General features: G+C 45.6%; 22 protein-coding genes. 5 read left to right on the top strand and 17 right to left on the bottom strand.

The window, feature by feature from the left end; translation table 11 throughout:
* Positions 1–67 precede the first annotated feature (67 nt).
* From BN1080_RS05645 to BN1080_RS05635, 3 genes are read left to right on the top strand one after another with little or no spacing between them, the layout of a single operon-like run.
* Entirely contained in the window at positions 68–877 is an 810-nt protein-coding gene (locus tag BN1080_RS05645) for a Cof-type HAD-IIB family hydrolase (protein ID WP_052650958.1), read from the top strand.
* Between the two features lie 13 nt (positions 878–890).
* Positions 891–1,745 carry a DegV family protein gene (locus tag BN1080_RS05640; RefSeq protein WP_052650957.1) on the top strand — a complete coding sequence of 285 codons (855 nt, stop codon included), beginning with the start codon at positions 891–893 and terminating at the stop codon, positions 1,743–1,745.
* A gap of 10 nt (positions 1,746–1,755) precedes the next feature.
* Positions 1,756–3,108 carry a CoA-disulfide reductase gene (locus BN1080_RS05635; RefSeq protein WP_052654423.1) on the top strand — a complete coding sequence of 451 codons (1,353 nt, stop codon included), beginning with the start codon at positions 1,756–1,758 and terminating at the stop codon, positions 3,106–3,108.
* 28 nt (positions 3,109–3,136) lie between these two features.
* On the opposite strand, the gene BN1080_RS05630 is transcribed toward BN1080_RS05635, so the two are convergent.
* From BN1080_RS05630 to BN1080_RS05600, 7 genes are all read right to left on the bottom strand, one after another.
* On the bottom strand, positions 3,137–4,585 hold the full coding sequence (locus BN1080_RS05630; RefSeq protein ID WP_052650956.1) for an alpha-amylase family glycosyl hydrolase: 1,449 nt from the start codon (positions 4,583–4,585) through the stop codon (positions 3,137–3,139).
* A gap of 236 nt (positions 4,586–4,821) precedes the next feature.
* Positions 4,822–5,196 (bottom strand): YisL family protein, encoded by a 375-nt coding sequence (locus BN1080_RS05625; protein WP_052650955.1) that lies wholly within the window; start codon positions 5,194–5,196, stop codon positions 4,822–4,824.
* 69 nt (positions 5,197–5,265) lie between these two features.
* A complete protein-coding gene (locus BN1080_RS05620) occupies positions 5,266–6,165 on the bottom strand; it encodes a fumarylacetoacetate hydrolase family protein (protein WP_052650954.1) in 900 nt (299 codons plus the stop codon).
* 43 nt (positions 6,166–6,208) lie between these two features.
* Complete coding sequence (locus BN1080_RS05615; RefSeq protein ID WP_110925585.1) at positions 6,209–7,387, bottom strand: DUF418 domain-containing protein; 1,179 nt, start codon at positions 7,385–7,387, stop codon at positions 6,209–6,211.
* A 10-nt stretch (positions 7,388–7,397) separates the two neighbouring features.
* Positions 7,398–11,003, bottom strand: a complete 3,606-nt coding sequence (gene addA / locus BN1080_RS05610) for a helicase-exonuclease AddAB subunit AddA (protein WP_052650953.1) — start codon at positions 11,001–11,003, stop codon at positions 7,398–7,400.
* Positions 10,981–14,457, bottom strand: coding sequence for a helicase-exonuclease AddAB subunit AddB (gene addB / locus BN1080_RS05605; protein WP_052650952.1), 3,477 nt, complete (start codon positions 14,455–14,457; stop codon positions 10,981–10,983). Before addB ends, addA begins: the two co-directional genes overlap by 23 nt.
* A gap of 70 nt (positions 14,458–14,527) precedes the next feature.
* Complete coding sequence (locus BN1080_RS05600) at positions 14,528–15,160, bottom strand: TVP38/TMEM64 family protein (RefSeq protein ID WP_052650951.1); 633 nt, start codon at positions 15,158–15,160, stop codon at positions 14,528–14,530.
* A gap of 149 nt (positions 15,161–15,309) precedes the next feature.
* Here BN1080_RS05600 and BN1080_RS05595 point away from each other — a divergent pair, with 149 nt between their 5' ends.
* Together BN1080_RS05595 and BN1080_RS05590 are read left to right on the top strand one after the other, a co-directional pair.
* Positions 15,310–16,002 carry an AzlC family ABC transporter permease gene (locus BN1080_RS05595; RefSeq protein ID WP_052650950.1) on the top strand — a complete coding sequence of 231 codons (693 nt, stop codon included), beginning with the start codon at positions 15,310–15,312 and terminating at the stop codon, positions 16,000–16,002.
* Complete coding sequence (locus BN1080_RS05590) at positions 16,002–16,310, top strand: AzlD domain-containing protein (protein WP_052650949.1); 309 nt, start codon at positions 16,002–16,004, stop codon at positions 16,308–16,310. Before BN1080_RS05595 ends, BN1080_RS05590 begins: the two co-directional genes overlap by 1 nt.
* Positions 16,311–16,328: 18 nt before the next feature.
* Here the strand turns inward: BN1080_RS05590 and BN1080_RS05585 are convergent, their stop codons facing one another.
* The 10 genes from BN1080_RS05585 to prfB all read right to left on the bottom strand — a co-directional run bounded on the left by BN1080_RS05585 (position 16,329) and on the right by prfB (position 25,495).
* Positions 16,329–16,586: a CsbA family protein gene (locus tag BN1080_RS05585; protein WP_052650948.1), complete on the bottom strand. Its 258-nt coding sequence runs from the start codon at positions 16,584–16,586 to the stop codon at positions 16,329–16,331.
* 12 nt (positions 16,587–16,598) lie between these two features.
* The gene (locus BN1080_RS05580; RefSeq protein ID WP_234398940.1) at positions 16,599–17,642 is read right to left on the bottom strand and encodes a PDZ domain-containing protein; all 1,044 of its coding nucleotides are present in this window, start codon (positions 17,640–17,642) and stop codon (positions 16,599–16,601) included.
* A gap of 195 nt (positions 17,643–17,837) precedes the next feature.
* Entirely contained in the window at positions 17,838–18,944 is a 1,107-nt protein-coding gene (locus BN1080_RS05575; RefSeq protein WP_052650946.1) for a trans-sulfuration enzyme family protein, read from the bottom strand.
* 13 nt (positions 18,945–18,957) lie between these two features.
* On the bottom strand, positions 18,958–19,536 hold the full coding sequence (locus tag BN1080_RS05570) for a peroxiredoxin family protein (protein ID WP_052650945.1): 579 nt from the start codon (positions 19,534–19,536) through the stop codon (positions 18,958–18,960).
* A 118-nt stretch (positions 19,537–19,654) separates the two neighbouring features.
* On the bottom strand, positions 19,655–21,040 hold the full coding sequence (locus BN1080_RS05565; RefSeq protein ID WP_052650944.1) for a murein hydrolase activator EnvC family protein: 1,386 nt from the start codon (positions 21,038–21,040) through the stop codon (positions 19,655–19,657).
* 45 nt (positions 21,041–21,085) lie between these two features.
* Positions 21,086–21,970, bottom strand: coding sequence for a permease-like cell division protein FtsX (ftsX, locus tag BN1080_RS05560; RefSeq protein ID WP_052650943.1), 885 nt, complete (start codon positions 21,968–21,970; stop codon positions 21,086–21,088).
* Positions 21,960–22,646 (bottom strand): cell division ATP-binding protein FtsE, encoded by a 687-nt coding sequence (gene ftsE / locus BN1080_RS05555; RefSeq protein ID WP_052650942.1) that lies wholly within the window; start codon positions 22,644–22,646, stop codon positions 21,960–21,962. The genes ftsX and ftsE overlap by 11 nt, the downstream gene beginning before the upstream one ends.
* 273 nt (positions 22,647–22,919) lie before the next feature.
* Complete coding sequence (cccB, locus tag BN1080_RS05550; RefSeq protein ID WP_052650941.1) at positions 22,920–23,252, bottom strand: cytochrome c551; 333 nt, start codon at positions 23,250–23,252, stop codon at positions 22,920–22,922.
* 48 nt (positions 23,253–23,300) lie between these two features.
* Complete coding sequence (locus tag BN1080_RS05545) at positions 23,301–24,173, bottom strand: YitT family protein (protein ID WP_052650940.1); 873 nt, start codon at positions 24,171–24,173, stop codon at positions 23,301–23,303.
* Between the two features lie 220 nt (positions 24,174–24,393).
* Positions 24,394–25,495, bottom strand: a protein-coding gene (prfB, locus tag BN1080_RS05540; RefSeq protein WP_110925697.1) for a peptide chain release factor 2 whose coding sequence is annotated in 2 segments (ribosomal slippage) — positions 24,394–25,422 and positions 25,424–25,495 — 1,101 coding nt in all. Because the reading frame shifts where the segments join, the coding sequence is not laid out codon by codon here.
* Between the last annotated feature and the right edge of the window lie 84 nt (positions 25,496–25,579).

The raw sequence follows: 25,579 nt of genomic DNA, 5'->3' as shown, positions 1-25,579 counted from the left end.
AAGTTTTTTTGACGAACTGCTTCCTTTATCGCTAAACTATACATAGAGAGAAAGGAGACGGTTTTTAATGAAGCAGCATTTAATAGTGTTAGATTTAGACGGCACCTTATTGACCGATCAAAAAGTCATTTCAGATAAAACAAAATCCACTTTACAGAAGGCCCAGGAGCAAGGCCATCAAGTGATGATCGCCACCGGCCGCCCTTTTCGTTCCAGTGAAGCATATTACAAAGAATTGGGACTGAGCACGCCCATCGTCAATTTCAACGGCGCTTTTGTCCACCATCCAATGGATTCAACTTGGGGCACTCACCATACCCCGATTTCTTTGGATGTTGTGCATGAAGTGGTCGAATCAATGCATCAATTCGATTTCTATAACATCGTCGCAGAAGTATTAGACGATGTATACGTCCACCACCATGATGAAAAATTAATGAATATTTTCAGTTTTGGAGATCCAGAGATCACTACCGGCGACTTGAGAAACTTTTTGAAAGTGGATCCTACCTCAATGCTGATCCATGCACCGGTTGAAAAAGTGCCATTGATCCATGACCATTTATCTTCGGTCCATGCGGAAGTGATCGACCACCGCAGATGGGGCGCTCCATGGCACGTCATCGAGATTGTCAAAAGCGGTTTAAGCAAAGCGGTCGGCCTCGACCGGGTTTCCAAATCGCTCGGCATTCCGCGTGAGAATATTATCGCGTTCGGCGACGAAGACAATGATCTTGAAATGATCGATTTTGCAGGCGTCGGTGTGGCTATGGGCAATGCCATTGAGCCATTAAAAAACATTGCCAACGAAATCACCTTAACGAATAATGAAGATGGAATCGCTGAATTATTGATAGACCGGTTAAGCTTAAAATAAAAGGAGGATTTATATGCGATTATTCGCTGACAGTGCATCAGATTTGCCAAAATCTTTTTTCCAGGATGAAAATGTGGTTTTATTTCCATTGCGGGTCCATATCGGAGATGAAGAGTTCGAAGACATTCGAACCGTACATTCGAAGAAAGTGTTCGATGCCATCCGGGAAGGCATCCATCCAAAAACTTCGCAAGTATCGCCGGATGAGATGCTGAATGCCTTTGAGCAGTTGGCAAAAGAAGGAGATGAAGGATTCTATATCGCTTTTTCTTCTGAATTATCCGGAACCCATAATACAGCTGCTATGGTAGCAGAACAGGTCCGTGAAGATTATCCTGAGTTGAAATTAACGATTTTGGATTCAAAAGCGGCATCTTCCGGCTACGGGCTTCTTGTAAAAGAAGCGGTTAAGATGCGCACAGCAGGCGAATCTTCTGAAGCCATTATCGAGAGAGTTCGGCACTTGGCAAATCACCTTGAAAGCTTGTTTACTGTAGAAGATTTGGATTATATGGCGAAAGGTGGAAGAATTTCAAAAGGCAGCGCGTTTGTTGGAGGCTTGTTGAATATTAAGCCTTTGCTGCACGTGGAAGACGGCAAACTGGTGCCAATTGAAAAATTGCGCGGGCGCAAAAAGGTCCTTAAACGAATGGTCGAACTTATTGAAGAACGCGGCAATAATTTGAATGAACAAACGATTGCCATTTGCCATGGCGACGATTTAGACTTTGCCATGCTCTTAAAATCCGAAATCGAAGAACGCTTCCATCCGAAAGCGATTGAAATTGATATGATTGGATCTGTAATCGGCGCCCATACCGGCCCCGGCACACTCGGTGTGTTCTTCTTTAACGAATGGAAAGCTTGAGGTGGCAGCGATGAAGAAAATCGTGGTTGTCGGAGCCGTCGGCGGTGGCGCTACAGTGGCTGGCCAGATCCGTTTTTACGATAAGGATGCCAAAATCACAGTATTTGACCGCGATTCAACCATGTCTTATGCTGCCTGCGGCACTCCTTATGTGATTGGCGGCGTCATTGAGGATACTGAATCCTTGTTGATGGCCGACCCAGAGCAGTTTAAGGAAAAACGAAACATCGATGTATGGTTAGAGCACGAAGTGATGGAAATTAACCGGGCTGAAAAATCCGTTTTGGTGAAAAACCTTAAAACCGGTGAATGCTTCCACGAACCCTATGATTTTCTCATCCTCTCTCCCGGCGGTTCCGCAATGGTCCCTGCCTTAGACGGTTTGGCTTCTACCGACCATTTTGTTCTTAGAAGCTTTGGTGATATGGAACGGATCATGTCTTATATCGAACAAACGCAACCTTCAAGCTGTGCGGTTTCAGGAGCTGGGTTTATCGGCATTGAAATGGCAGAGAATTTAAAGAACCTGGGCCTCCACGTCCAAATGGTGCATAAATCTTCACACGTCATGTCGATATTGGATCCGGACATCTCTAATCAAGTATTAGCGGAGTTAAAAAGCAACGGTGTGGTTGTACATACGAACTCTGTAATCACGAAAGCAGACCAAAAAGAGCTTCTCTTATCTACGGGACAGAAACTGCACGCTGATTTTCTCATCCTGAGCACCGGATTAAAACCGAATACGGAACTGGCCGAAAAAGCCGGACTTCCAATTGGCGAAACCGGCGGCATCATTACAAATGAATTTATGCAGACGGCCGATCCCTCGATCTATGCGCTGGGAGATGCTTCTGAAAATACCGATTTTGTAACTGGCGGCGCAAAACGCGTACCGCTTGCTTCGCCTGCTCATCGCCAAGCGTTTATCGCTGCCCAACATTTAACGGGGCATGCGATTCCAAAGACCGGTTTGCTTGGCACATCGATTGTCAAAGTCTTCGCGCTCGATGTGGCCATGACCGGTTTGAATGAACGATCCCTGATCGAAAAAGGATTGCTTTATGAGACTGTATTGCTTAAAGGCAATTCAAATGCCGGCTACTATCCGGACCATAGTGAAATCACTTTGAAAGTCCATTTCAACCCTGAGACGAGAAAGATATTAGGTGCCCAGTGCATCGGCAGCAAAGGCGTCGATAAACGAATCGATGTCCTGGCTACTGCGATGTACGCCGGCCTGGCGATTGAAGATTTGCAGGCGCTTGAACTTTGCTACGCGCCTCCTTATTCTTCACCAAAAGACCCGATCAATATGGTCGGCTATAAAGCCATCAGCAACCAAAAAGGAACCAATGCCTAAATCGGTATTGGTTCCTTTTGGTTAACGATTATTTAGTTGTGTTTCTATTTGCTTTCCGTTGCTTGCCTTTTCTCCAGACTATCCATAAGAATGCCATGAATACAAGGTAAAGCACAGCTAAAGCGGCAATATACGCTTTATTGAATCCCGTTTCGTCAATGACGTGGAAAGTTTCCCCTAGTTCGCGGTCCAACGTAATCCGGTAATCGCCGTTCGCTTCCTGGCGGATAATATCGCTTTCGAATAAACCGCGAAGTTCTTTATCGCTGCCGATCACATCAGCCGGAAGGTTAATCGTTTTCGTTTCGGCCGAGTTATTAATCGCAACGATCCACGTTTCTTCTTCATTTGACCGTTTGTAGACTAGCCAATTGGGTTCTTCCAAAATGATTTCCGTTTCTCCTGTGCGAAGCGCTTCCGAAGAATTGCGCAGCGAGTTCAAATCGGAAATATGCTCGATTAATTCTTCATCTACCGACAAGTTCAAGATCTGATGCGACTCTTGCGGAGTGATTCCGTTCATCGCTGTTTCCGATCCGTATTGAACGACTGGAATCCCCGGCATTGTCAGCAATTGAGAAAAGATGACCCGCATACGAGTCGGCGGAAAACCCCGTTCTGCCACGACATCCGATACAAAGCGCGACCCCAGCAATGAATCAATCTGGATGAGCTTGCCTTCGCTCGATTCCACCAATTCCCCTAAACCGGTGCTGTCCGCCCCAAAGTTTTTATAGCTTTCGCGCAATGTCTCTTCAGCGCCTGGCAACACCATGGCATCAAAGCCCGCAGTCTCTTCCATTTCTACATCATTTAATAAATAAACATCGCGAATTTCTTTCATCGCTTCTGAAAACTTCTCAATAAACTGTGGATCCAATTGATCGGCATCAGATAGACGCAATCCATCCACTTGATATGTACGAATGAAATCGCCCATAGCGGCAATCAATTCATCCTGCACTTCAGGATTTGAGGTATCCAAAGCCAGCGTCCCCTCTTCATTTTCCGAAAACCATTGCGGATGTTCAGCTGCCCAAATATGGTTGCTGCTGACTTGCTGCGTCGGCACGTCCACCATTAGTTTCAGATCAAATTCATGTGTCTTCTCAACGACTTCCTTTAACTCTTCTTCCGTCCCGAAATGCCGTTCCAACTGCCGGTAATCCAGTACTTTTTTGCCATCATACGTATCGGTTGCAAAAACCGAGCCGATTGATAAAAGCGTAAAGCCCATGTCTTTTACATGCTGCAGCTGTTCGATTACGCCGCCAAAATCACCGCCATTGAAGGCTGCTGGATTTTGCGCATCCACTTCAAAATCGTTTTCGATTTGTTTATTGAAAAAGCGGTCAATCAACACGTCATATATAATTTCATCTTCAATCGTCTGTTCTTCTTCTGCAAAAGCTGCGGGTTGGATCAATCCAACTGCCAACACTCCGCTCAAGATGCCTGTTAACCATTTTGCTTTCAATTTAAATCCTCCCTTAATGAGGCTACTCTATTCCAGTCCACCCGATTAATTTTATCAAACCCTTGGCCTTGCCGCTATGGATAATTCCCGAAAACGTCGAGACGCCTTCCCACTTTCGTCTAAACTGTGAATGGACTAAAGATTATAGCTTAAATCAGCCCATAGAAAAACTGCACTTCCATCGTCAGTTGCAACTAACAATGGAAGTGCAGTTCAATTCGGCATTCACTTAAACCTTAAGCTAAGAAATTGATGCCGACTGGCAGTTTAAATCCGAAGAACATGGTTACGAAAAGGAAGACCGCAAACAAAACCCAGAATAATGTAACCGGTTTTTGTTTTTTCGAACGGACCAATACCATTTCCATCATGCCAATCGTCAATAAACCGAACAAGAATTTCAAGCCATATTGCATTGCATCAGATGATGACCATTCGATAAACAAGGCCAATCCTGTAATGATGATCAGGATATAGAACAAACGCAAGATCATGTGGACAATTTTGCGGCCCTTGCTGTCGCGGTTCATGAATGCAGCTACTAGAAACAGTACGATTCCAATAACCCATGTTGTAATGTGTACATGTGTAGTTTCAGTTAAAAAGTCCAAAAGCTCACCTCATTTAATAGTGTCCTTAACAGTTTAGCATAGTTAAGGTGCTAAAAGACATGCCTTCTGTTATGACAAATGTGTGACGAGCGTACCAATTGACTCGATTGAGACTTTGATGGTATCTCCTGCTTTAAGAAACTTAGGCGGATTATATCCTTTTCCTACACCTGAAGGCGTGCCTGTTAAAATCACGTCTCCTGCTTCAAGCGGCACGTATTTGGAAATCTCTGAAACAAGATCATCCACACGGCGGATCATATCTCCAGTGTTGCCATTTTGGCGAACTTCATCATTCACTTTTGTGACAATCGATAAATTTTGGGATTGCGGAATTTCATCTTTTGTGACAAGGTAGGGACCCATCGGGCAAGACCCTTCCAAGCTTTTGCCCAAGAAGAATTGTTGATGTTTTTCCTGCAAGTCACGTGCAGTTAAATCATTTGCTATCGTATAGCCGAAGACATAGTCGTATGCCATCTGCTTCGGAATGGATTTTCCTGGCTTGCCGATGACAACTGCCAACTCACCTTCGTAATCATATGCATCCGTTAGATCTGAATGGACAGAAACAGTCTGTTCATCTGCAGCGATCGTATGCGGCGCTTTTGTAAAGACCACTAAATCGACAGGGCCATCGCCGCCCATTTCCTTAATATGCTCAGTATAGTTTTTGCCGACGCAAATGACATTTTTCGGTGTTTTTGATATTGGAGCTAACCATTCGATATCCGAAAAAGAGAGTTTAAATTGATCTGGATTTTCAGATGCTTTAGCTGCTTCGCTTAATTTGCGCATTTGCTCTACGAATTCCATCCCTTGGGGAATTCCTTCAATCAGTGTAGCAGGAAACGAAGGCAAAACTTCTAATTCCTTTTGAATCGCTAACACATCCCAAACAGCTTCCTCTTTTTTCACTTTTGGTCCAAAACGTTCTTCTTCTTGATATCGAAAAGATAACAGCTTCATTCGTCAAACACTCCTTTTCTTTGATTCCATTCATTATACACATTCATTCTTTTGAATTGTTGCTTTTTTCGAAATTTCTGCCATAGCTCGCTTTGCGCCATAAGAATTCAATCGGGCCTTGCTTAAACTTGGAAAACCAAACTTCTGCAAAAATAAGCTGAATAGCAAAAATTCCAAGCGCAATCCATGTGCCGGTCAATAAATCCACTTGGCCATACAAACCTAAGCCGTATGAGTAGAAAATCAACGTGGCAATGACGGACTGCATTAAATAAGTCGTCAGCGACATCCGCCCCGCCTTGGCTATCGGATTGAACAATTTTTTCGCTCGTGCATTTTGCGCAGCCAATATAATCAGGGAAGCGTATCCAACTGCTACGATCGGTCCGCCAAAAGAATCCTGCAAATAACTATAAGCATAATTATTGTCGATTAAATATGGCGTTGCTTTGAGCACCAACCCAAATGCCAGCGTACTGATTCCGAGGATCCGCCAAAACTTCGTCAACTCTTTCGCGCGTTCGACCAACCGCCATTTGGCTGCCGCTGCACCGATCATGAAGAATGGCAGAATCCGGACAATCAATTCCAGATAATATACAGGATTATTGCTGTACATCCAATCATCAAACCGTTGGCTGAAAATTTCTGCGAACGTTCCGGTCGGATACGCAGCCAAGGAATTTTGGACTTCCTGCATACCAGTGTAGAAGTTTGGATCGATGCCAACTGCCACAAACATCAGCGCCAAAAAGAAAAATTGAGGAACCGCATAAATCACAGCCCCTAGGCCCAGGAGCCAAGATGCAGGAATCCGCATCATGCCAATCAATAAGAAACCGGTGATGGCGTAGGTAATTAAAATATCACCATACCAGATTAAAAATGCATGAATGATCCCGATGATCAGCAAAATCGCCAATCTTTTTGCCGCAAAAGGTGCAAATGGCTGGCGCCGCTCCTCGGCTTTCATAAACTGCATAGTTAAACCATACCCAAAAAGGATAGAAAATAACGGATAAAAACTAGCTTGGACGAAGATATCCAAAAAAACGAAAACTTCATCATCCCAAGCTCCATCGAACCAACTGTAAGGATCGATATATGAAAATGGCGAATGGAACGCCAGCATATTAATCAGCAGGATTCCGAGAAGAGAAAACCCGCGCATTAAGTCCAGCGCTGCAATTCGTTCTGTTGCTGCAACAGGTTGTGCTTTCACTTAAATCCTCCTAAATCTTCACTTCTTCGCCTGATGAAAACAAGTACAGCAGGCGTTCTTTAATTGGAATTTTCAATATCGCTTCAACCGCTTCTTGATAAACCGATAATTGAACCTCATACCGTGCCGACATTTCTCTTGGAACATCTGAAATTTGGCTTACCCGGTCTGTTTTGTAATCGAGGAGAACCCAACCATCTTCTTCTTCAAACAAGCAGTCGATAATCCCTTGGACAATTTGATAGTCGCCTGCCTCGTCTTGTTTGGCATAAGTGAATGGAACTTCTCTTTTGATCGTTAAAGCGTTCGAAAGGCGTTCGGCAATTTCACTTTTGTAAAAAGCCTCGATGTCTTTGACACGAATAGCTTTTGCCTCCTCAGCGGATAAAATTTCCCGCCCTGTCAAAGTGCCGATAAACGCTTTAATTTCAGCAGCCTCCATTTTCTCTTTAAATGAGATATGCTGCATGACGGCATGCACCGCAGTTCCAATATCGGCAGCCGACAGCCGTTTATCCTGCATGAAATCCGGCCGGTGCATAATTGTTTTTTGGGCAGGGGCATTTGGCTGGATGAATGATTCCGGCTCATCAGAACGCTGAAGCATCTGCAGCCGCTTCATTTCGGAAACGGACTGTTTTGACCGCTTTTCCACAGCGTGCATGAACGGATAACGATAATCAAAACGGGCTTTGATTTCTTCCGTATAGTCTTTTTCATCTGCCGTAATTTGCAAAAGTTCATCCAGATCCAACAGAGCCGGCACCAAGGATTGCGATTCAACAATATTTAGCTGGAAACGCGATTGATGAGGCAACACGCTTCCAAAATTGCCAATCGCCTCCGTGATATCCGGATGCCGGGACAGTGCCGGTCCGATCCAATCCAGATAGCCTTTTGCCCGTGAGCGCATGAAATCGGGCAGCTTAACATCCGAAGAAGATACTTTCCACTTTTCGATCGTCTTCTCGATATCTTTGACAGACGCTGTTAAGTAAAGGCGTTCTTTTGCCCGAGTCATGGCAACGTACAATACGCGCATTTCTTCCGCTTTCATCTGGAGCTGCTTCATTTCCTTCACAGCCAGAAACGGCAGCGAAGTGTATTCAATCCGCGTATCCGGGTTGACAGCTTTCACCGCCAAACCGTAGTCCTGGTCAAATAAATACGATTTATGGAAATCCATTTCATTGAACTGGCGGCCAGTCCCTGCAAAAAACACAACTGGAAACTCCAATCCTTTCGACTTGTGGACGGTCATTAAGCGGACCACATTTTCTTTTTCACTCAATGATTTTGCAGTGCCGAGGTCATCCCCTCTTTCCCGCATCCGATCGATGAAACGCAGGAAGCGGAACAAGCCGCGAAAAGAAGTTTTTTCATATTCCAGCGCACGGTCATGCAATGCCCGCAAATTCGCTTGCCGCTGTTTGCCGTTTGTCATGGCGCCTACCATTTCGTAATAGTTTGTATCCAAGTACACTTGCCAAATCAATTCAGCGAGCGATCCGCGGCGGGCCAGATTGCGCCAATCTTCCAATTGATACATAAACCTTCTGAGTTTCTCTGCTGTCGCCGGATGGATGCCAGACCCTCCACGGATAAAAACTTTTAACGCTTCATAGAAAGAGGCTTGCGGAGCAGCCAAACGGATGGCCGCCAGTTCATTTTCCCTAAGCCCGATGAACGGCGAACGCAAGACTGAGACGACCGGTACATCCTGATACGGATTATCGATCACCCGCAGCGTATTCAGCATGATCATCACTTCCAACGCATCAAAATAGCCGCCGGACAGTTCTGCGTACAAAGGAATGCCGGCCATCTTGAATTCGTCTACAAAATCGCCAGACCATGTCATTGAACGCATGAGCACGACAATATCGCTGTACTCCAATGCCCGCTGCGTCTTTTTCCACGGATCGTAGATTTGCGTTTCCTTTTCCATCAATTCCCGGATTTTGCCTGCAATGTAACGGGCTTCCCATTGTGATTTCAACAGCTCATCATCCGGCTCTTCTTCCGTTTCCGGTTCGTGGATCAGCGTCAGTTCTACCGGAACTTCCTGTTCGGGATAAGGGGCCTGATGCTTCAGCGCAGCTGCCTCGTCGTAATTGATCTCCCCTACACGCTCACCCATGATTTGAGAAAAGATATAATTTGTGCCGTCAAGCACTTCTTTGCGGCTGCGGAAATTGGCATTCAAATCGATTCGCATGCCCTGGTCTCCGCCGTCATGGGCAAAACGGTTGTACTTGCCAAGAAACAGCATCGGCTCTGCCAGACGGAAACGGTAGATGGACTGTTTGACATCTCCAACCATGAACAGATTACCGTCGCTTTCGCTGCCAGATTTGACGAGGGAGAGAATGGTCTCCTGCAGCATATTGGTATCCTGGTACTCATCTACCAACACTTCTGCAAACTGGCGGCGATAATCTTCTGCAATTGCGGAAGGCTTTCCATCATCCATAAGGATTTGAAGCGCATAATGCTCCAAATCGGAAAAATCGACAATGGCGCGTTCAATTTTCAACGCTTTGTACTGCGCGGCGAATTGTTTTGTCAATTCGACCAACGTCCGCATCAATGGAGCCATTTCACGCATTTCATCGAGCAGACGGTTCGGCGTGCGAGTGAAATAGGAGTCGAAGACGCCATTGACGATTTTCTTTACCTCATTCCGGCGCTTTTTCGCTTCGTCAGCAAGAGCCGGGTCGCAGCTGTCTTTTCGAATGGAAGCCGCTTTTCCGAAAGTAAAATTCTTGCTGTATTGGTAGAGGCTCTCCCATGATTCTTCTAATGCAAAAATAGCCTGTCTGACAAGTTCTTCATCCAGATCAAAAGTCTCTGCCAGTATAATCGGGCCATCCGGTTCGCGTGTCAGCTGCTGCCCTTCATGGATCAACTGAAGCGCTTCTTCTAATGCATGGTGGATCGTCATTTTCAAATCACCGATAAATGGCAGATCATCGATAGCGGATCCGCTTGGAACATCGTATAATTCCGGGACTTTCTCGAGCCACTGCTCTGGAGACGGATGGACGCGCGAGTAATCGTACAATTTGCTGAGCAGCACTTCCATTGCCTGGTCGCTTCTGTCGGAAGTGAAGCTGTCTGCCAGCCGGTAGACCGCATCTTGCCCTTCGCCTTCATAAGCCCGTTCAAGCACTGCTTCCAATACATCATCCCGCAGCAAAGCCGCCTCGGTCTCATTGGCAATCCGAAAACCGGGATCGATTTCCAAAAGGTACGCATATTGCTTCACGACTTGCAGGCAGAACGAATGCAGCGTGGAGATCTGAGCTTTATTGATCAAGCGCAGTTGTTTCCGCAAATGCTTCGATTCCGGATTTTCAGCTACCGCTTTTTCCAAAGCCGCCGACATCCGGTGGCGCATTTCTGCAGCTGACGCGTTCGTAAAAGTCACGACCAGCAATTCATCAACGGAAACCGGATCTTCTTCAGATAAAACCCGTTCAATCATCCGATTGATCAGGACAGCCGTTTTGCCGGATCCAGCTGCTGCTGAAACCAGCATATCCTGCCCTTTTGCCCAGATGGCCTGCCATTGTTCATCTGTCCAAGTGGCATCACTCGGTTTGATCGGTATCATCTGCGATCGTCTCCTTTCGAATCAATTCTACAGCCTTATCTGGCGACAAAGCCGGTAATTTGCGGTAATTTTGTTCAGGATCAGTCGGATCAAACTGGCAGATCGACCGGTAAGAGCAAAATTGGCAAGGGGTATCTTCTTTCACTTTATAAGGCGTAATTTGCGTATCTCCATCCAGAATGCCGTTTCCTGCCGCTTCGTGCTTACCGCGGACAAACTTCCGGATAAAATTCATATCTTCTTTCAAAACCGTTTTTGATTGGGATTTTGAAATCACGCCCTTTTTATTCATGCGCACCGGAATCACATTGGAGAACCCGTCAATTTCATGGTCCATTGCCTGGATCACTTCCGGGTCTTCCACGACCAAGCCGTTCATTTTAAAGGACCGGGCCAATTCCTCTTCCAGCTCTTCTGCGGTTACCAGTTTCGTCAACTTCAACATCGGATTGTGCATGTGGAAATAGAGAACGCCTGCCGGTTCAGCTTCTGCTCCGAGCCAGCGCTCGGAATGAGTCAATGCTACATCCAGATAGGTGAATGTCTGCAGCGACAATCCATGGTAAACATCGCCTAAATCCAATCCCTGTTTGGAAGATTTGTAATCGACTACCCGGATATAAGGCTTTCCGTCGATCTCGGTCGAGTCAATCCGGTCGATGCGTCCCCGGACATTCATCTTTCTTCCGCGTTTCAAATTGATTGCAAGCGGCGGAATCTGCTCTTTCGGCCCAAAACCGACTTCAAGCGCTACCGGTGAAAAGCCGGTCACTTTGGCATGGCGGCTCAGCATAAACGCCGTTTGGCGAATAATGCCTTCCAATTTGTGCTGGATGTAGCGGTAGCGATGCGAACTGATCAAGATATGGTTGACAAAATAAGGCGAAAGTTGATCCATTGCATTTTTGGCCAACTCGCGGCATTGCTTTTCAGTAAGCGAAGACCAGGAGACATTCAAGCGGTTCACTTCATCTGAAATCCATTTGATCGCCGCATGGAAAAGATCGCCTATTGCCGGAGCCGCTAATTTATACTGGCTGCGTTCTTCTAAACGAAGGCCATATGTGACATAATGCGCAAAGGCACAGCCATAATACGTCTCCACTCTTGAAACACTTGATGCAATTGGTGTGCCATATAGAGGTTCAGCGATATCTTCCCTTAATTGTTCCGCAATATTCGGCTTCAACGGTTCCAAAATTCGTTCAATGACCGATGCCCATAGAGGATCCTGCTGATAATAATGGAGGACGGCCCGCCATTCGGGCGACAGTTCTCCGCCACGCAGCTGGGAAGTCAAATAAGACAAACTTGCCCGGGGATGAGAAATGTAAGAAAGATGGGCCGCGTTTCTCAATTCTTCCGGATCAATTACTGCTGGAGTCAGATCGAGAGAAAGCATATCGCTGAGCTTCTGGATATAAAGAGAAGGCAAAAGCGCTTTTCCTTCTTCATCCGCAATTGGATACGACACAGTCAAATAATCCGAAGAAGAAGTAAATGTCCGATAAGCCATGTAGGTTTCATCCATAAGCCGCATTTTCGAAGTCGGAGCCAATTCAAAGCCGATTTGGGCAAACCATTCTCTTTCCGTATCGGTCAGCAGCCCTTCCTGTTCGACGCGCTGAGGCAAGATGCCGTCATTGGCACCGATGACAAAAACGGATTTAATGTCCATCAAACGGGCTAAATCCATTTTAGATACGGTCACTTGGTCTAATGAAGGCGGAATGCGAGAGAATTCGAGTGTTTCAAATCCTTCGTCCAAAATTTTCAACGCAGCACTCAATTCGACTTTCTTATCGCCGAACATGAGGACGAATTGGTCTAAAACAGCTGTCCACTGCGTCCATGCCTGTTCATGTTCCGTTGCCGAAAGCAGGCGGTGTTCCGCCTCTTCTCTATCTTTTAGGGCTTGCAGTTTTTCATAGACATTCAATTGCTCCATAAAGACATATAAAGTTTCGGCAATTTCTCGGCCGGTATTGCATCGTTCCAAATCGCCTCTCAGCTGAAGCAGCGGTTCTCTAATCAAATCACGGACGGCATGAAGCTCTACCTGAGCCGCCAATTCCTCATCCGTTTGAATGCCGGTATGGAATTCCAGCCCACGGTATTTTTTATAGAACCAGCGTTTTTCATCAAACCAGCGCTCTCCATAGATGCCGTTGGCAATGACGAAGTTTTCAAGAATATCACTCCGTTCACGCCATTTGGAGACGCTGCCTTCCGGGAAGAACAAATCGGTCTTGACTGCTCTAAACACCGGTTCGTAGGAAAAATTCGACAGCACCGCTTCTAAGACGGAGCGATTGAATTCAATGAGCGGATGGTGCAGCATGGATTTTTTTCGGCTGATAAAATAAGGGATTTCATATTGCGGAAAGACTGTATTAATCAATTCGTCGTAGACTTCCGGCTGCCGGTACAATAAAGCAATGTCCTGGTAGCGAAGCCCATTTCGAACTTGGGCGCGGATTTTTCGGGCCACGGCATGCATCTCTGCCCGGCGATTCGAAGCCTCGACCAATTCAACATTTCCTTCAGAGACGGCTGTACGCAAAGGAAAATCGTCAAAATGTTTTTCGAGATGCGCCAATTCACGGTTATTGAAGCGCCGCTGCTCTGTCATATAAACGGACCTATCGATATCTACGGCTTCCGCTTTTGCCAATTCCGTCAACCGGTATGCAGTATTCGCCGATTGATAAAAGAGGTCCTGTTCATCCTCTGGATTTGATTGGTCATCCATCGGAAGTGCTATAGTCACGTTCTTCGCGTATTTCATGAGTTCAGTTAGTATTTCATATTCACGGGCTGTGAAATTGACGAATCCATCAATATAAATGGTCGAAGCTTTGATCATTTCCGAATGTTTAATGCGTTCTGAAAGCATCGCTAAATGCCCTTCAGAATCTACAAAAACCGTACCAAGGCGATTTTCGAGTTCCGAAAGGATGAGTTCCAAATCCGAAGCTTTATCAAGCAAAGTGCGGGGAGCCCCCACTTCGGTCAATGAATTGCGGATGCCAGTCAGGTCGCCGCAATCAACGCAGTATCTGGAAAATTCTTTTACCAGCTGTTCAATCTGGTCGGTAAAGCCTCTTTTTCCAGCGGCTCTCCGGAATAATTGAAATTCTTCTTTATGTTCTTCCAATAAACTGCGGATCAGCATGCGATAACCGAAAGTATCTACTTCTCTTCTGCTGATGCCGCCCACTTCCTGCAGTACTCGCCAAGCAAGGCGCTTAAATGTTACAGCTTGGGCACGGATCATGCCTTGCATGCCGTAAGCGGATGAAAGCCGATACTCGGTAGAAAATGACATTTGATCCGGCACGATGAAGAAAATCGGATCGCCGTCAGCTTGCCGCTTTAATTCATCGGCTATTTCTTCCTGGATGAATCGTGTTTTTCCGGAACCTGCGCGTCCGTATACAATCCGTAATGCCATTATTTAACCTCCAATAAGAACGTTTGTTCTAATTATATAAGAACTTGGCCATTTTTGCCATTCACAACCGCTATTCAACTTTTCCGCTTTCGCGCTCTTTTTTGGCTTGCCGAAAATCCGCTTCCACTCGCTTATTCAGCCTTTTCTCCAGCACTTTGCCGATCACATAGAGCAAAATAATCACCACTACAACGACAGCTGTCCGGATCGGTTGCGTAAATAATGCACGGATATCATAGCCGACATAAGAAATCATTAAGACCATTACGAATTTCCCAGCCATCAGCGTCAGCAAATAATAATGGCGGCTGATATTAGATAGCCCTGCCACTAAATTGACTAATGCGGATGGGGTGAAAGGAAAACAGAGCAATAAAAAAAGCGGACCGAAGCCATTCCGTTCAACCCAATGAATCAGCCGCTGTACACGCTCATGTTTTGTCATGAAATTCATGAAGCGGGCCCGGCCATATTTCCGGATAATCAGAAAAACCACATAAGATCCAGCAACCGCCCCGCCCCAGGAAATAAGGAATCCGATCCACAAACCATAGGCTGTCGCATTCGCAAACACAAAAACGAACAGGGGAAGAAACGGAAGAAAGGCTTCAATGAAAGGCAGCAAAAAACCGATTAACGGGCCAAAAGCCCGGTAAGATTGGGTCAATTCAATAATATTTTCCATCGTAAAAAAATCAGCCATGAACTCAATCCTTTTAGGTGCTCTAGTTTTCGAAAAATCGTTTCTATTTTCAAATAATTTTATGCTATGCTTATATTCGTATATTAATTACTTTACACTCTTTCTCCTCATTTGGAAAAGAGAAATACTTTGTGCGGGGAGCGATTTGAATGGATGATCGTGGATTTTTTTCCGGGATCAAAGCTGGAACAAGCATTGCCGTAGGTTACTTCCCGATTGCCTTGACTTTCGGATTGTTAGCTAAGACCACGGGCTTATCTTTGATCGAAGCTACTGCGATGAGCATCTTCGTCTATGCAGGTGCAGCCCAATACATATCTCTTTCGTTAATCGCAGCGGGCGTCTCTCCGCTTCTCATTGTTTTAAACACGTTTGTTGTCAACATACGCCACTTTCTTATGACGGCTTCACTCAACGAAAAGATGCAGCCTGAAAAAAAATGGATAAAAGCGCTTTATGCTTTCGGCGTGACGGACGAATCTTTTTCGGTGCTTGCGACGCAAAAAGGCGGCAAACTGCGGACGTCTTTCGGAATTGGCGTCATAGTTGTCGCATACGGCAGCTGGGTCGTCTTTACAGCAGTCGGGCATTTGATCGGAGCCAATCTCCCCCATTTCCTCCAAGCAGCCATGTCAATTGCGCTTTATGCCATGTTTGTCGGTCTCTTAGTCCCTTCCATGCGCGAAAATCGGAAAGTTGTCAGTTTGGCACTAATCGCGGGGTTGATCAATTCTTTCTTTTATTTCACCGGTTGGCTGTCGACCGGATGGGCGATTCTGGTATCGACTCTGGCATCGGCGATCTTGATTGAAATTATTTCTTCGAAAGGCAGGCGAGTTTAATGGGCGCTTGGTATTGGTGGATGATCATCGGCATGGCAATTGTAACGTACTTGCCGCGCGCGATTCCCTTGGCTTTTTTGGAAGGGCGCGAATTGCCGCCGGCTATCCAGAACGTATTGCGCAACATTCCCTACGCCGTATTAGGGGCACTCATTTTCCCGGCCATCTTTTTTGTACAGGAAAATATTTGGTTCGGCATTATCGGAGCCGCTGCTGCTTTTGGCATTGCTTTTGCCGGAGCCAATGTCATGACTGTGGTATTGGGCTCTATTGCAGTGCTCGCCGTCTACAGTGTTTGGTTTTTATAAGGAATTAAAAAAACGCCGTTACTCATCTTTATGAGTTTCGGCGTTTTTTCTGCGTTGGTACATCGTCGAAGCATACCAGAATCCAATGGTCAGAGAAGCGGCATTGACGACAAACAAGAGCCACGTGTGGGTATAGCCCGCATACACAGCAGCTGCGATCAGCGCCACTGTCAATATCAATCCAACGATATGATTGAAGGTCACACGGGTAAACAGCACAACGAGCAAACCTGGCACCAATAAAGATAAGAAAAATTTTGTTATCATTGAGTCCATTTAAATTTCTCCTTAGTTGACCACAATCAACCCTAGACGATGGTGATCATGCCGGAAAATGACATGCTGGCGCAATCGGACTTCCCGGTTGTGGTCTAACACTTCCAACCGGCAATGCGCCGCATTCACTTGAATCGCTTCATAGAGCTCGGTTTCATTCGAAACAGACAAACCATTTACTTTTCGGATGACTTCCCCTTTTAACAGCCCCATCTTATCTGCCGGAGAATCCGGCAAGACATCCACGATCATGACCCCCATCGATTGAGGCGTCACTGCATGGTTTCCTTGGCGTTCTTTGATTTCGAAGAATAGCGTAATGGCCAATCGGCCTGCCGCACCTGCTAGCAATGCGACGAAAGCCATCGGTTCCCATAAGAATGAGCCGAGTGCCAAAACGATGATAGCGATTCCCAGTTTCCACGTCAGGCCGCCGATTTTCGGAAAAAGATAAATCGGCAACGTTTTTCTGGAGCGGTTTTGGAAGGCTAAAATAAACGGGACCAGCATGAATGAAAACGAGCTTTGCCCGATTGTAAATTGCGGCCAGTAAGGTGCGTACGCATCAAGTAGGCTTCCTGGAACCACAACCAGTACCGGAATCATCCATAAACGTTTGACGTCATAGACAGCTGCCATCAATCCGCGCGATGTACTTTCGCGGCGGGGAGAAGCTGAGCTGGCGCCTTTTTTCGAAATCAAAATCCCTTCAGCGATCACAAAGGCTCCGGCAATCAATGCTATTGGCACGAGCCAGCCCCAATCAAGATAATGGCCGCCATATTCAAAAATCCCAAAATCGATGGTCCACCCGTTTCGTTTAAAGAGCCAGCCAAGCCCAACAGCCGCTAATGCCAAGTAAACAAATGAACCGAGGTAGAAGACGCCAGTGACCATCATTATAATGCTGATGAGGCTAAGTGCTACGAGCCATTCGAGCGGAACAGCCAATCCAAGTGCACAAAAAAACAGGGAATAAATCAAGATAAAGATCGCGCCATCTTTTAGAAGGCCTGAGAATTCAGTCCATCCCCAAACAATTCGTGTCCGAAACATTTTCCGTTCTCGTTTGACACGGAAATATCCTAACAGAACCGCAGTCAACAGTGCTATGTAAAAAGCAGGGTTGATAAAAAATCTTCCTATGTCCAGTAACGCATCCATTATCACTTCTTCACACCATCCTATCACGGGCACTGTCGTTTCTTTCCATTGTACCAAAGAACCCGATGTTTCTGTAGATTTTTTCGGTTAACGGAAAGCTCCGTCCAATTGTTTTAATAGATCTTCTGTCCCTTCAATTCCTGCAGACAGGCGAACAACTTGCGGAGTAACGCCGATTTTCTGTTTTTCTTCTTCCGTCAATGCTCTGTGCGAGGTGCCGTATGGGTAGGAAACGGTTGTTTCCACCCCCGCAAGGGTAGGAACGATTTTTATCCATCCTAACGAAGAGAAGAATTTAGAGATGTCCATGTCTTCCGGCAGCTCAAATGTAACGATAGCGCCTTTTCCGGGATACCATACTCTCGCCTTTCCGTGCAGAAATTCTGCCATGGCTTGGGCATTTGCCGTTTGGGCTTTCATCCGCACTGCGAGCGTTTTAAGGCCGCGAAGAGTCAGCCAGGCTTCAAAAGGGCTTAAGTTTAGCCCTAAATTAACAACCCGTTTTTCCGCTTCATCGATTAAATCGGCATTTCCAACGAGGACACCGGCCGTAACATCGCTATGGCCGCCTAAATACTTTGTGGCACTGTGGGCTACCAGATCGGCTCCTTGTGCATAAGGCGCGGTCGTATAAGGCGTCGCAAAAGTATTGTCGATCATTACTTTCACGCCGTAGCGTCCCTTGAATTGCTCCAATGTTTGAAGATTTTCCACACGCAGAAATGGATTGGTAATCGATTCGCTGAAAATCAATTTAACTTCCGGAAAATCAATCAGGATTTGCTCCATTTCATCCGTATTTGTAAAATCGGCAAAGTGTACATGGATGCCCATCCGCAGCAGCTCTTCTCTTAAAAGATGAAAAGTTCCCCCGTAGACATCTTCTGCTGCCAGTATATGGTCACCCGCCTTCACTACCGCGAGCATGCCGGCAAGTATGGCAGACATGCCTGAAGAAGCCGCGATGCCTTTTGGGGCGCCTTCCATTTCGGCCACCGATTGCCCTAAAGCATCGGTGTTCGGATTTGCAGTACGCGAATACAAATAGGTGCCGTTTCCTTCATAATAGCCTTCCAGCTCTTCTAAAGAAGAAAAAGAAAAAGCGGAGGTCTGGTACAAAGGCATTACTTTTGGTTGAATGAAACGTTCTTCCATTGCCGCAGTGTGGACGGCTTTTGTTTCAATTGAGCGCATGCTAGCATCCCCTTTAATCCATATTGGCGATCATTTCTTTCATCATGGTTTCATTCATCGGCCCAACAATTTTATTTTGGACTCTGCCATCCGTATCGATCATGTAGGAAGTTGGGATGGTCACCGCCTGATAAAGTTTTCCGATTTCGCCTTCCTTATCCATCGGAATCGGAAACGTCAGCTCATATTCCTTCACAAAGTTTTGGACTTTATCGATTCCTCGATCTTCCGTCGTTAGATTCACTGCTAATACTTCGACATTGCTGCCAGCAGCATGCTCTTCAAAATAATTTTGCATATGCGGCATTTCTGCCCTGCACGGCGGGCACCACGTGGCCCAAAAATTCAAAATCACTTTTTTCCCTTGATAATCGGATAGCTTTACTGTTTCGCCTTCTAACGTTGTCAGCTCAAAGTCCGGAGATAATTCGCCTTTGGCCAGCCCTTCATCTGTTGGAAGAAAATCGACATCGCTGCCGAGAGCAATCTTGGCAAGTTCATCTTTGTTTTCAAGATTCGTTTTGACAATCCCAGCAACGGCAATACCGATTAAACAGGCAATAAGCAGTAAACCAATCATTTTTTTAGACATTCGCACGTCACCTCATTCATCTTTCATCATACGATAAATCGACCCTTTTGTTCCACTTCTGTCTCATCAGAACTGCATAGAAAAAAGCCGGCATCAGTGAACGATGCCGGCTTTGGTATTAAAGTGAAATGTAATTTGCAGGATTGACTGCGTTCGTGCGTCCGCCATTCCATGGACCTACATGGATTTCGAAATGCAGATGCGATCCGAATGAACGGCCGGTATTGCCCATAGCGCCGATGCTTTGGCCTTGGGAAACCGATTGACCGACTGATACGCCAATTGAACTCAAGTGAGCATATACAGTCGCATGGGTTTGTCCGTTCAAGGAATGGGTGATGATAATGACATTCCCGTACCCGCCCATAGAACCGGCATATGAAACAAATCCGTTTGCAGCAGCCATGATGTTCGTTCCGACACTATTGGCAATATCTACGCCTTGGTGGAATTCAGGGCCAGCTCCGATATCTCTCCAGCCAAACTTCGAAGTATAGCGGCCTGAAGTCGGGTTGATGAACCCTGAACTTTTTGCCGGCTGTGCTGCTGGCGGCGTATATGCAGGCGCGGCTGGGGCTGCCGGCGCGGCTGCGCTCTTAGCGGCTTTCGCACTTGCAGCTGCTTTGCGCGCTGCCGCTGCTCTTGCTTCTGCAGCAGCTTTTTCTTGGGCCGCTTTTTCAGCAGCCAGTTTGCGTTGGCGCTCTTCTTCCGCTTTGCGTGCTAGTTCAGCCAGTCTTGCCTGTTCAGCAGCAATTTGTTTTTCCAAATCTGCGCTGACATCAATTGTTTCTTCACGCTGCTTTTCAAGTTTCGCTTTTTCATTTGCTAAACGTTTTTGTTCAGCTTCAAGCTTTTTCACTAATCCTTTTTGCTTCGCTTTTTGCTCATCCAAAGATGATTTCAACGAAACCAATTCTGCGCGGCGCTCTTCCTGCTGCGCAAGCTTCGTTTCAACTTCCGCTTTTTGTTCAGCTAGAAGCTGTTTGTCTTCCGCTTGTTCCCGCATGATTTTGCGGTCAGCGTCGATTAATGTATTTACGGCAGAAAAACGGTCAATGAAATCAATAAAGCTGTTGGCACCAAGCAGTACATCTATGTAATCCACTGATCCTCCGCTTAATTGAATCGCACGTGCACGTTCTTGCAGCAACTCGGTTCTTTCTGCAATTTTGCGCTCAAGTTCTTCAATAGAAGCTTTTAGTTCTTCGATTTCATCTTTTGTGACATTGATTTCGCCTTCCACACTGGCAATTTTCGCTTCAGTTTCTTGAATTTTCCCATTCAATTCCTGAATCTGCGCCATAATTTTTTCTAATTCGGATTGATTTACAGAAATCGCTTCAGACTTTTTGTTGATCCCTGAATTCAATTCGCTTTGTTTTTGCTGTGCTTCTTGCTGTTTTTGTTCTAATTCACTCAGTTTATCCGCACTGGCTGTAGGCATGATTAGCGATACAGCTAGCAGCGAAGATAACCCAGTCAACATCCATTTCGACTTCGACATCAAGTTCGTGTTCCCCTTTCGGATTTACGTTCTTTTCTCTCTGTCTTAAACACGCAAGAATTTACGTATTGACATAAAGCTTCCCCAAACTCCTATGAATATGCCCATCAATAGAATCAATGCGCTCACTTGATAGATAAATGGCGAGAATTCCAATAGCTGGAAGATTTCATTTTTTAATCTTGGTTCTGCATAAACTGTAACGTTATAGTATAGAGCGGCTACGAGGCCAATCGGGATGATCGAGCCAAGCAATCCAAGCCACATGCCTTCTAATATGAAGGGAATTCGTACAAACCAGTTTGTCGCGCCCACTAATTTCATAATTTCGATTTCATGGCGTCTTGCAACAATTGTGATCCGGATCGTGTTGGAAATTAAGAACATGGCTGTAAAAAGCAATGCAAGAATTAGTACCAGTCCAACATTGCGGCCGGTATTCAAGACATTGAACAGTTTTTCAATCTTGCCGGCTCCAAATTCCACTTTTTCGATTTGATCGATTTTGGAGATTTCGCCTGCAACTTTTTCAGTCTGCTGCGGATCAATAGATTTTACGTAAAAAACATCAAACAACGGGTTGTTTTGTTCGTAAAGGCTAAAATCATCTCCGAAGTTAAGGATGAGGTCCGTCAATTCTTCCTCTTTAGTAGAGAAGTCTACTGATTCGACCCCCGGCAATACACTGATTTCATTTTCAAGCCGGTCAATATCTTCTTGACCAGTTTCCAACGCGATAAATACTTTCATTTCCACATCATTTTCTACATCATCAGCTATTTTGTTTAAGTTCATCATAATCAAAACAAAAACACCGACAAGCAATAACGTGACGGTTACTGCACTGACTGATGCAAAAGTCATCCAGCCATTCCGTCCAAGGCTTTTCAGGCTTTCACGGAAATGGCGCCCTAATGTTCTAGCCTTCATAGCCGTAATCACCTCCGGCTACGTCTCTTACGATCAATCCGCCTTCAATGGCGATAACGCGATGTCTCATTGAGTTTACAATTTCCCGGTTGTGGGTTGCCATCAAGATCGTTGTTCCGCTTTTATTGATCTGTTCAAACAATCTCATGATGTCCCATGAAGTTTCCGGATCTAAGTTTCCAGTAGGCTCATCTGCAATAACCACTTTCGGTTTATTGACGATCGAACGTGCGATGGATACCCGCTGCTGCTCCCCACCCGATAATTCCGTCGGGAACATGCGTGCTTTATGTTTTAATCCTACTAAATCCAAGACTTTCAATACGCGCTTGCGGATCTCTTCCGGTTTTTCTTCTATTACTTCCAGCGCAAACGCTACGTTTTCGTAAACGTTCAGTTTAGGAAGCAATTTAAAATCCTGGAAGACGACGCCGATTTGGCGGCGAAGCAACGGTACTTTAGAGTTCTTTAATGTAGCGATATCAATGCCGTCTACGAACATTTGACCTGAGGTTGGGCGTTCTTCCCGATACATCATCTTGATAAATGTCGATTTCCCCGCTCCACTCGGACCTACTACATATACGAATTCGCCTTGGTCGATCTCAACATTCATTCCGTTGAGTGCCACAATGCCGTTCGAATACTTTTTGTAGACATTTTTCATTTGAATCATTTACTAACCACCTATATATATTAAGAGTTTCCGTAAATCTTGAGTTCCATGAAAATTTCTAGCAGAATCATTATAACACCTTAAACCTCTTTTTTTATTACATTTATGTATCAATTAAAATTCAATATGAAATATTTTATAGATAAATAGTAATGTGTTTTTCTAAAATCAAACATCAAATTAGTATCATTTTACTCTATTTTAGCGCATTTTTTCACCAAACTGAATTTATGACATTTTTGTGAAATAGAAAAAACCGGCTATTCAGCCGGTTTACTTCTTCTCGGATAACCATTGGGCTACTGCATCTGCTTCTTCGCCTTCAATGATATCTGGAGGCATTGCTCCTCGTCCATTATCAATGACATCACGAATTTCTTCTTCTGATAATCGGGAACCGACATCATTCAAAGATGGAAAATTGCCTGCACCTTCCAGGTTTTCACCGTGGCACGAAATGCAATTTTGCTGTACCACTTGCTCCGGGTCTATCGATGAGTCATCTGAACCGCCGCTATCTGGCGCATCTGCTGAATCATCGCCCCCGCCGCATGCACCAAGCACTAGCGCTGAACCGAATAATAAAGCCATTAGCTGTTTCTTCATGCTGGGTCCCTCCTCTCGTTTTTGCCTACCTATTAGAGTATACCAAAGTTATGCGCGTTTGAAACCTTCCCCAAGCACCTCTGCAGCATCCGATACGATAACAAAGGCGGACGGGTCAATAATTTTCACCAAGTTCTTCAACCGCGTAAATTCCGTTTGATGAACGACAACCATGATCATCGGCTTTTCAGCTTCGGTATAGCCGCCTGTAGCCGATAGCTTCGTAACGCCCCGGTCGATTTCTTCATAAATTGCATCGCGGATTTCCGCCTGCTTGTTCGTAATGATGTAAACCAATTTCGATCGGCCAAATCCGACTTGGACCAAATCGATCGTTTTGGTCGTTACGTACAATCCGATCAAGGCGTACAACCCTTTTTCGATATCGAACACTAAAGCAGCTGCTAAAACAATCATTCCATCGATTAACGCTACGCTTGTCCCGAGCGTCAGCCCCGTATATTTGGTGATGATTTGTGCAGCCAGATCCGTCCCTCCTGTAGACGCTTGTCCGCGAAAGACGATTCCGAGCCCAAGCCCTACCATAATTCCGCCGAACAAAGAACCGAGCAAGGGATTCATCGTCCAGGGTTCCCACGATTCTGTCATAAACACGACAAAAGGAAGAAATACCGTTCCCACTGCTGTTTTGATTCCGAAGTTCTTGCCGAGCAGTATGACACCTGCGATAAAGAGCGGAATATTAAAAGCCCATTGCACAAAGGCGGGCTTCCAATCAAAGACACCTTTTAAAATGGTACTGATTCCACTGACACCGCCCGAAGCCACTTCATTCGGCAGCAAAAATACATTAAATGAAATCGCTACGATTGCCGAGCCCAAAATGACACTGGCGTATTCTAAAATTACACTAAGAACCGGATGCGGCTCTTTTCTTATTCGCTGATTTTTTTTCCCCATTCAACTTTCCTCATTCCTGCCTAATCTTGAGTTCAACCCTGTCAGAGTATATCAAAGCTCCAGCTACTTGTGAACTTCATCAAGATAAAGAGAAAGGCCTCGACAGCGCTAAGCGTTATCGAGGCCTTATTATAATAGGAGGATACTTTCTTAAATTAACCGAATCTGCTCGGTCTCGGGATTATTATTTGTCGCGGCTAACCGGCCACCTCCGCTTTTCTTACTGCATCTTCGAACGCAGCAACGAGTTGATGAAGCCGTCGATATCTCCATCCATCACAGCTTGCAGATTCCCGGTTTCGTAATTTGTGCGGTGGTCTTTTACCATCGAATACGGGTGGAACACGTAAGAGCGAATTTGGCTGCCCCAGCCGATTTCTTTTTGTTCTCCACGAATTTCAAGAAGCTCGGCTTCCTGTTCTTGGATTTTCAATGCATAGAGTTTAGCTTTCAGCATCTGCATCGCTTTTTCGCGGTTTTTGATCTGAGAGCGTTCTTGTTGGCAAGTCACTACTGCCCCTGTCGGCAAGTGAGTGATTCGAACGGCAGAATCGGTCGTGTTGATGTGCTGTCCGCCGGCGCCGCTCGCCCGGTACGTATCAATTTTCAAATCTTCCGTCCGGATATCGATTTCGATTTCCCCGGTGAATTCCGGCATGACTTCACACGATACAAATGAAGTATGGCGGCGGCCAGAAGAATCGAATGGAGAAATGCGGACTAAGCGGTGAACGCCTTTTTCCGCTTTCAAGTAGCCGTATGCATTGTGCCCTTTAATGCCCAATGTGACAGATTTTACGCCAGCTTCATCTCCCGCCAAGTAATCAAGCGTTTCAACTTTAAACCCGCGTTTTTCCGCCCAGCGCGTATACATGCGCAGAAGCATCGAACACCAATCCTGCGACTCCGTGCCGCCTGCACCTGGATGCAATTCTAAAATAGCATTGTTTTTATCATAGGGTTCACTTAACAGCATCGTTAATTCGTAGTCCCCCAGTTCTTTTTTAAAGGTTTGCATTTCTTCGCTGATTTCTTCGTGCAGTTCTTCGTCGTTTTCTTCACGAAGCAATTCCAGCGTCATTTCTAAATTTTCCTGGGTTTCCGTAAAACGATGATACGCATTCACAATATCTTTCAATCCGTTCAATTCCGAAATGACCGTTTGCGCCGACTCTTGATCGTTCCAAAAGTTCGGATCCAGCATCATTTCATCCAATTCCTGGATTCTGGCTTCTTTGTTTTCTAAGTCAAAGAGACCCCCTAAAGTCCGCCAGTTTGCTGGCTGATTTATCAAGTTCGTTTCGGATGTCTGCTAATTCCATCATTATGTTTTCCTCCTCAAAATAACACCGAAGAGCAGATGCTCTTCGGTCCTGTGGCTTGCTTTTATTTATTTCATTTTAACG

It is taken from the genome of Planococcus massiliensis, assembly GCF_000821325.1.
GTDB classification, from domain to species: Bacteria; Bacillota; Bacilli; order Bacillales_A; family Planococcaceae; genus Planococcus; species Planococcus ruber.
The sequence above is the reverse complement of the archived record's forward strand: the minus strand, read 5'-3'. Positions and strand labels throughout refer to the sequence as shown.